Annotated in this window: 5 protein-coding genes; 4 read left to right on the top strand and 1 reads right to left on the bottom strand. The window is 69.9% G+C overall.

What is annotated here, in order from left to right; translation table 11 throughout:
* Positions 1–132: 132 nt before the first annotated feature.
* Positions 133–1,029 (bottom strand): 3-methyl-2-oxobutanoate hydroxymethyltransferase, encoded by an 897-nt coding sequence (gene panB, locus FNH04_RS39345; RefSeq protein ID WP_152790821.1) that lies wholly within the window; start codon positions 1,027–1,029, stop codon positions 133–135.
* A 218-nt stretch (positions 1,030–1,247) separates the two neighbouring features.
* Between panB and FNH04_RS39340 the strand changes: the two genes are divergently transcribed.
* The 4 genes from FNH04_RS39340 to FNH04_RS39325 all read left to right on the top strand — a co-directional run.
* On the top strand, positions 1,248–2,831 hold the full coding sequence (locus FNH04_RS39340) for an MFS transporter (protein WP_152790819.1): 1,584 nt from the start codon (positions 1,248–1,250) through the stop codon (positions 2,829–2,831).
* A gap of 161 nt (positions 2,832–2,992) precedes the next feature.
* Positions 2,993–3,613: a TetR/AcrR family transcriptional regulator gene (locus FNH04_RS39335; protein ID WP_322725171.1), complete on the top strand. Its 621-nt coding sequence runs from the start codon at positions 2,993–2,995 to the stop codon at positions 3,611–3,613.
* 379 nt (positions 3,614–3,992) lie between these two features.
* The gene (locus tag FNH04_RS39330; protein ID WP_152790817.1) at positions 3,993–5,030 is read left to right on the top strand and encodes an endonuclease/exonuclease/phosphatase family protein; all 1,038 of its coding nucleotides are present in this window, start codon (positions 3,993–3,995) and stop codon (positions 5,028–5,030) included.
* Positions 5,031–5,143: 113 nt separating this feature from the next.
* A partial coding sequence (locus FNH04_RS39325) for an MFS transporter (protein WP_152790816.1) occupies positions 5,144–6,320 on the top strand: 1,177 nt, incomplete at its 3' end.

Raw genomic sequence — 6,320 nt, 5'->3', positions numbered from 1 at the left:
CCCGTGGGGCAAAGTCGCAGCCCGCCGACGGGGGAAGATCGGCGGGCTGCGGGGTGGTGCGGCAGTGGTTCAGTGGGCCGTCAGTGGACCGAGGATCAGTGGGCCGTCAGTGGACCGAGTGTCAGTGGGCCGTCAGTGGACCGAGTGCTCGTCCCGCGGGAACGTTCCGCCCACGACCTCCTCCGCGAACGCCTTGACCGCCCCGCCCATGACCTCGCGAAGATTCACGTACTGCTTCACGAACTTCGGCACCCGACCCCCGGTCAGCCCGAGCATGTCGGTCCACACGAGGACCTGCGCGTCCGTCTCCGCCCCGGCACCGATCCCCACCGTCGGAATGTGCAGCACACGCGTGACCTCGGCAGCCAGCTCAGCCGGAACCAGCTCGAGGACGACCGCGAACGCACCGGCGTCCTGCACGGCCTTGGCGTCCCGCAGCAGCTGCGCGGCCGCCTCCTCGCCCCGCCCCTGAACCCGGTAACCCATGGCGTTCACGGACTGCGGGGTCAGGCCGATGTGGGCCATGACCGGGATCCCGGACTCGACGAGAAGCTCGATCTGGCGGTGCGAACGCTCGCCGCCCTCCAGCTTCACCGCCCCCACGCCCGCTTCCTTCACCAGCCGCGTCGCCGAACGCAGAGCCTGGACGGGCCCCTCCTGGTACGACCCGAAGGGCAGGTCTCCGACGATCAGTGCGCGACTCGTACCGCGTACGACCGCCGCCGCCAGCATCGTCATCTCGTCGAGGGTGACGGGCACGGTCGTCTCGTACCCCAGGTGGCAGTTGCCCGCCGAGTCGCCGACGAGCATGACCGGGATGCCGGCCTCGTCGAAGACGGACGCGGTCAGCGCGTCGTACGCGGTGAGCATGGGCCACTTCTCGCCGCGCTCCTTGGCGGCGGCGAGGTCGCGCACGGTGATGCGCCGGGTGCTCTTGCCCCCGTACAGGGCCCTGCCGCTGCCGGAGGGCTTGAGCGCACCCTGCGCGGGCTGCGCGGTCTGCTGCTGGGCAGCCGGAAGCTGCGTCATCGCAACGCTCCTTCTGTCATCTCGAGGCGCCCTCACGGCGTCCCCGGACCGCTTCCATGGTGGCACCTCGTGCCGACCGCGGCCAGACCGGGGCGGGGGACTTCGGTCACGTACGGCCGCGCCGGAGGGGGCGCGGGACGGTCACCATCCCTCCAAGCCTTCGTAAAGATTTTCAATACGAGACGGTTCCGTATCGAAACGTGGCTAGGGTCGTCCCCATGACCTCTCCCGCTGTCCCCGCCGAGCGACGGGTCCCCGAAGCCGTGCACCGGCGTCGCTGGGTGATTCTCGGTGTGCTGATGCTCAGCCTGCTGATCGTGGTGCTCGACAACTCGATCCTGAACGTCGCCATCAAGACGATCTCCACGCCCGCGCCGACCGGCCTCGGTGCCACACAGAGCGAGCTGGAGTGGGCGATCAACGCCTACACCCTCGTCTTCGCCGGGCTGCTGTTCAGCGCGGGGCTCCTCGGCGACCGGCTCGGGCGGAAGAAGGTCCTGATCGCCGGGCTCGTGGTCTTCGGTGCCGGGTCCGCGCTCGCCGCCCTGTCCGGCTCACCGGCCGAACTCATCGCCTTCCGCGCGGTGATGGGCCTCGGCGCCGCCTTCGTGATGCCCGCCACCCTGGCCGTGCTGATGAACGTCTTCGAGCGGGAGGAGCAGCCGAAGGCGATAGGCATCTGGGCGGGCGGCGTCGGCCTGGCCATCGCCATCGGGCCGATCACCGGCGGGCTTCTGCTCGACCACTTCTGGTGGGGCTCCGTCTTCCTCATCAACGTGCCGATCGTCCTCCTCGCGCTGGCGCTGATGCTGTGGCTGGTGCCCGACTCCCGCGACCCCAGTCCCGGACGCGTCGACCCGGTGGGCGTTGTCCTGTCCGTCGTCGGGCTCGTCCTGCTGGTGTACGGCATCATCAAGGGCGGCGAGCTCGCCGACTTCACCGATGTCACCGTGCTCGTGCCCATAGGGGCGGGGCTCGCCGTGCTCGCCGGATTCGTCGTCTTCGAGGCGCGCAGCGACCACCCGTCCATCGACGTGACCTACTTCAGGAACAAGGTCTTCTCCGCGGCCATCGGCGCCATCGCGCTGGTCTTCTTCGCGCTCATGGGCGTGACCTTCTTCTCCGTCTTCTACACGCAGAGCGTCCGGGGCTACACCCCGCTCCAGACCGGTCTGCTGATGCTGCCGCTGGCCGTCGCGCAGATGGTGTTCGCGCCCCGGGCCCGGCTGGTCGTGGACCGGTTCGGCAACAAGGCGGTGTGTACGGCGGGGCTGTTGACGATCGCCGCGATGCTGGCCGCGTTCGCCACGCTGGACGCGGACACGCCGATCTGGGTCCTCGAGGTCGTCTTCTTCCTCATGGGCACCGGCATGGCGCACATCATGACCCCGGTGAGCGTCGTCATCATGCAGGCGCTGCCACGTGAGAAGGCCGGCTCGGCGTCCGCGCTCAGCAACACGTTCCGCCAGGTCGGCGGCGCCCTCGGTATCGCGGTCCTCGGTTCGGTCCTGTCGGCGGCGTACCGCTCGGGCATCGAGGACAGCCTGCCGCCCGCCGCCCGGCACGAGGCGGGCGAGTCCATCGAGGCCACCCTCGGCTTCGCCGCGAAGCTGGGCCGTGAGGGCGAGGCCCTGATAGGCCCGGCTCATGACGCCTTCCTGCACGCGATGCACGTCACCGCGCTGTGCGGAACGGGAGTGGCACTGTTCGGGGCGGTGGTGGTGGCGCTGTTCCTGCCGGGGAAGCCGCCGGAGCAGCAGAAGGAGCAGGGCGGGACGGAGCTGGTGACGGTGGACCAGTAGGGCGCCGATGACGGCGGATCAACAGGGCGGCGGATCACGGCGGTTCGGGCACCGAGTGCCACTCACGGTCGTTCAGACGGGAGAATCGGCCCCACGCCGACGACCGGGGCCCCACGTCGAGGACCAGGGCCCCACGCCAAACGACAGGGACGGAGCCGAACGTGAGCCTCGCCGACAGCCGAGCCAGGGAAGGGGCCCCCGTCCGGGGGCGCCCGCGGAGCGAGGCCGTGGAGCGCTCCATCATCGAAGGGGTGATGAAGCTCCTCGAGGACGGCGTGCCGCTCGCGGAGTTGTCCATCGAGCGGGTGGCCCGGACGGCGGGCGTCGGCAAGGCCACCATCTACCGCCGCTGGGCCGGCAAGGAGGAACTCTTCGTCGACGTCCTGCGCGCCGCCGAACCCGCCGACCCGGTGCTTCCCGGCACCTCCATGCGCGACGACCTCGTCGTCCTCCTGGAGGCGCTGCGCCGGCACGGTCTGCGAAAGCGCTCCTCGGCGATCCTGTACAACGTCCACGCCCAGATGAAAAGCAGCCCGAAGCTCTGGGCCGTGTATCACGCCACGGTGATCGAGCCGAGGCGCCGCACGACCTCCGACGTACTGCGCAGAGGCCAGGAAAACGGCGAACTCCGCGCCGACGTCGATATCGAGCTGGTCAGTGACCTCTTCACCGGTCCCATCCTCGTCCGCACCGTCATGCGCCCGGACGCCACACTGGACGACGACCTGCCCGAACGCATCGTCGACACGGTCCTGGAGGGCCTGCGCCCGGGCGCCGCATAGACCTTCACGGATCTTCGGACCCTTGCGCGTTCCGCGTGTCTCATTCGTACGTGTCTCATTCGTACGTGTTTCATTCGTGCGTGGCTGGCTTATTCGCGGCGTGACATTTCTCGCACGCGCGGGCCGTTCTGGTCGGAATCTTCCTTGAAATTCAAAAGATTCTCGAGGCGGTGCCACAAGAGCGGCGCTCATAACTTCCGTACGGTGTGCTGATTTCGTCACAGAGCCCGCACCCGTGCCACCCGTTCGGAACTCCCAACGTCGCGTTATTCGTCATGGTGCCCGTACGGCCGCCATGGGGCGGCGGGAACGACGGCGATCATCCCCTAGGGTCGTAGACGCGGGGGACGATGTGCACGGCAGGTTGTGAGGCGACGGTATGGCGCAGGCGTTTGTGACGGAGACGGGCAGCGGCGGCACGGGTGCGGGCCGCGGGGGAGCTCGGCTTCAACGCCTGTGGAACGGCCTGAGGCGGGACCCGCGGATCTGGCGCCGGGGCCTGGTCATCGCCGCCCTCGCGGTCGTCCTCGCCCTGGTCATGGCGCTGCACGCGCGGATCCCCAACTCCATCGGCAACACCGGCAGCCTCACGGAGACGTTCCTGCCCTGGCTCGGCGTGTTCGTCCCGGTCCTCCTCGTCCTCGCGCTGGTCCGCCGGTCCGCGACCGCGCTCATCGCCGTGCTGCTGCCCGGGATCGTCTGGCTGAACCTCTTCGGCGGGCTCCTCACCCACAAGACCGGCGGCGGCGGCGAGCTCACCGTCGCCACGCACAACGTCAACGCGGACAACGCGGACCCCGCCGGCACGGCCCGCGACGTGGCCGCCTCCGGGGCGGACGTCGTGGCGCTGGAGGAGCTCACCGAGACGGCGGTGCCCGTCTACGAGAAGGCGCTGGAGTCGACGTACAAGTACCACGAGGTCGTCGGCACCGTCGGGCTGTGGAGCAAGTACCCGATGAGCGGCACCAAGGCCGTCGACATCAAGCTGGGCTGGGAGCGCGCGATGCGCTCGACCGTGACGACACCCGAGGGGAAGGTCGCCGTCTACGTCGCCCATCTGCCCTCCGTGCGGGTGAAGCTGGAGGCGGGGTTCACCGCCCGGCAACGCGACAAGAGCGCCGACGCCCTGGGCGAGGCCATCGCGGACGAGTCGAAGCTGCCGACCGTGCTGCTCGGTGACCTCAACGGCACGATGAACGACCGCGCGCTCAACGCCATCACCGCGCAGATGCGCTCCACGCAGGGCGCGGCGGGCAGCGGCTTCGGCTTCAGCTGGCCGGCGTCGTTCCCGATGGCGCGGATCGACCAGATCCTGGTGAAGGGCGCGGAGCCCAAGGCGTCGTGGACGCTGCCGGCGACGGGGAGCGACCATCTGCCGATCGCGGCGCGGGTGAAACTCGACACGTCGGGATCCTGAGCACCCGCTCCCAACTGGGCTTTTTTCAGCTGGAATACAGGACGCGGGCAGGTTTGTTCCGTAATTGAACATACGATGCAACGGAACCCCCGCTCGTGAAAGGTCCCTTCCCCATGCCCATGGCCCTGCTCGCCCTCGCCGTGGGTGCCTTCGGCATAGGCACCACCGAATTCGTCATGATGGGCCTCCTGCCGGACGTCGCCGACGACCTGCGCGTCTCCATCCCCGTCGCCGGGCATCTCGTCTCGGCGTACGCGCTGGGCGTGGTGATCGGCGCTCCGCTGCTGGCGGCGGTGACGGCCCGGATGTCCCGCCGCACGGTGCTGGTCGCCCTGATGGCGCTGTTCGTGTTCGGCAACGCCCTGTCGGCCTTCGCGCCCGACGAACGCTGGCTGCTGGCCGCCCGTTTTCTGAGCGGTCTGCCGCACGGTGCCTTCTTCGGAGTGGGCGCCGTGGTCGCCACGAGCCTGGTGGCGCCCGAGCGCAAGGCCCGCTCCGTCTCACTGATGTTCCTCGGGCTGACGGTCGCGAACGTCGCGGGCGTTCCCGTGGCGACGCTGGTGGGGCAGCACTTCGGGTGGCGTGCCGCGTTCCTGGGCGTGAGCGTGATCGGGCTGGTGGCGATCGCGTCCCTGGGGCTGCTGTTGCCGCGCGACGAGGCTCCCCGGCACACGTCCGGCGGCGGACTGCGCGGTGAGCTGGCAGCCCTGTGCTCCCTGCCGGTCTGGCTCGCCCTGGGTACGACGGTCGCGGGCTTCGGGGCCCTCTTCGCCGCGTACAGCTACATCGCGCCCATGCTGACGTCGGCCGCCGGGTACGCGGATGCGAGCGTCACGATGCTGCTGGCCCTGTTCGGTGTCGGGGCGACCGTGGGGAACCTCGTGGGGGGCCGGCTGGCGGACCACTCGCTGCGGGGCACGCTGTTCGGCGGTCTGGTGTCGCTGGTGGCGGTACTGGCTCTGTTCCCCGTGCTGATGGGGACGGCGTGGACGGCTGCCCTGGCGGTGACGCTGCTCGGTACGGCGGCGTTCGTGACCGGCTCTCCGCTCCAGCTGATGGTGATGGAGAAGGCGGCCACGGCTCCCTCCCTGGCGTCCTCGGCCAACCAGGCGGCATTCAACCTGGCGAACGCCGGGGGTGCGTGGATCGGCGGGCTGGCGCTCGGTGCGGGCCTCGGAGTGACGTCTCCGGCGGTTGCCGGGGCGGGGCTCGCCGTGCTGGGGGTCGGTGTCGCGGTGGTCGCGTATGTGGTGGACGTACGGCGCGGTGTCGCGGCGCGGCGGGGTGTGC

Source organism: Streptomyces phyllanthi, from assembly GCF_009377205.1.
In the GTDB taxonomy this organism is placed as follows: domain Bacteria; phylum Actinomycetota; class Actinomycetes; order Streptomycetales; family Streptomycetaceae; genus Streptomyces; species Streptomyces phyllanthi.
The sequence above is the reverse complement of the archived record's forward strand: the minus strand, read 5'-3'. Positions and strand labels throughout refer to the sequence as shown.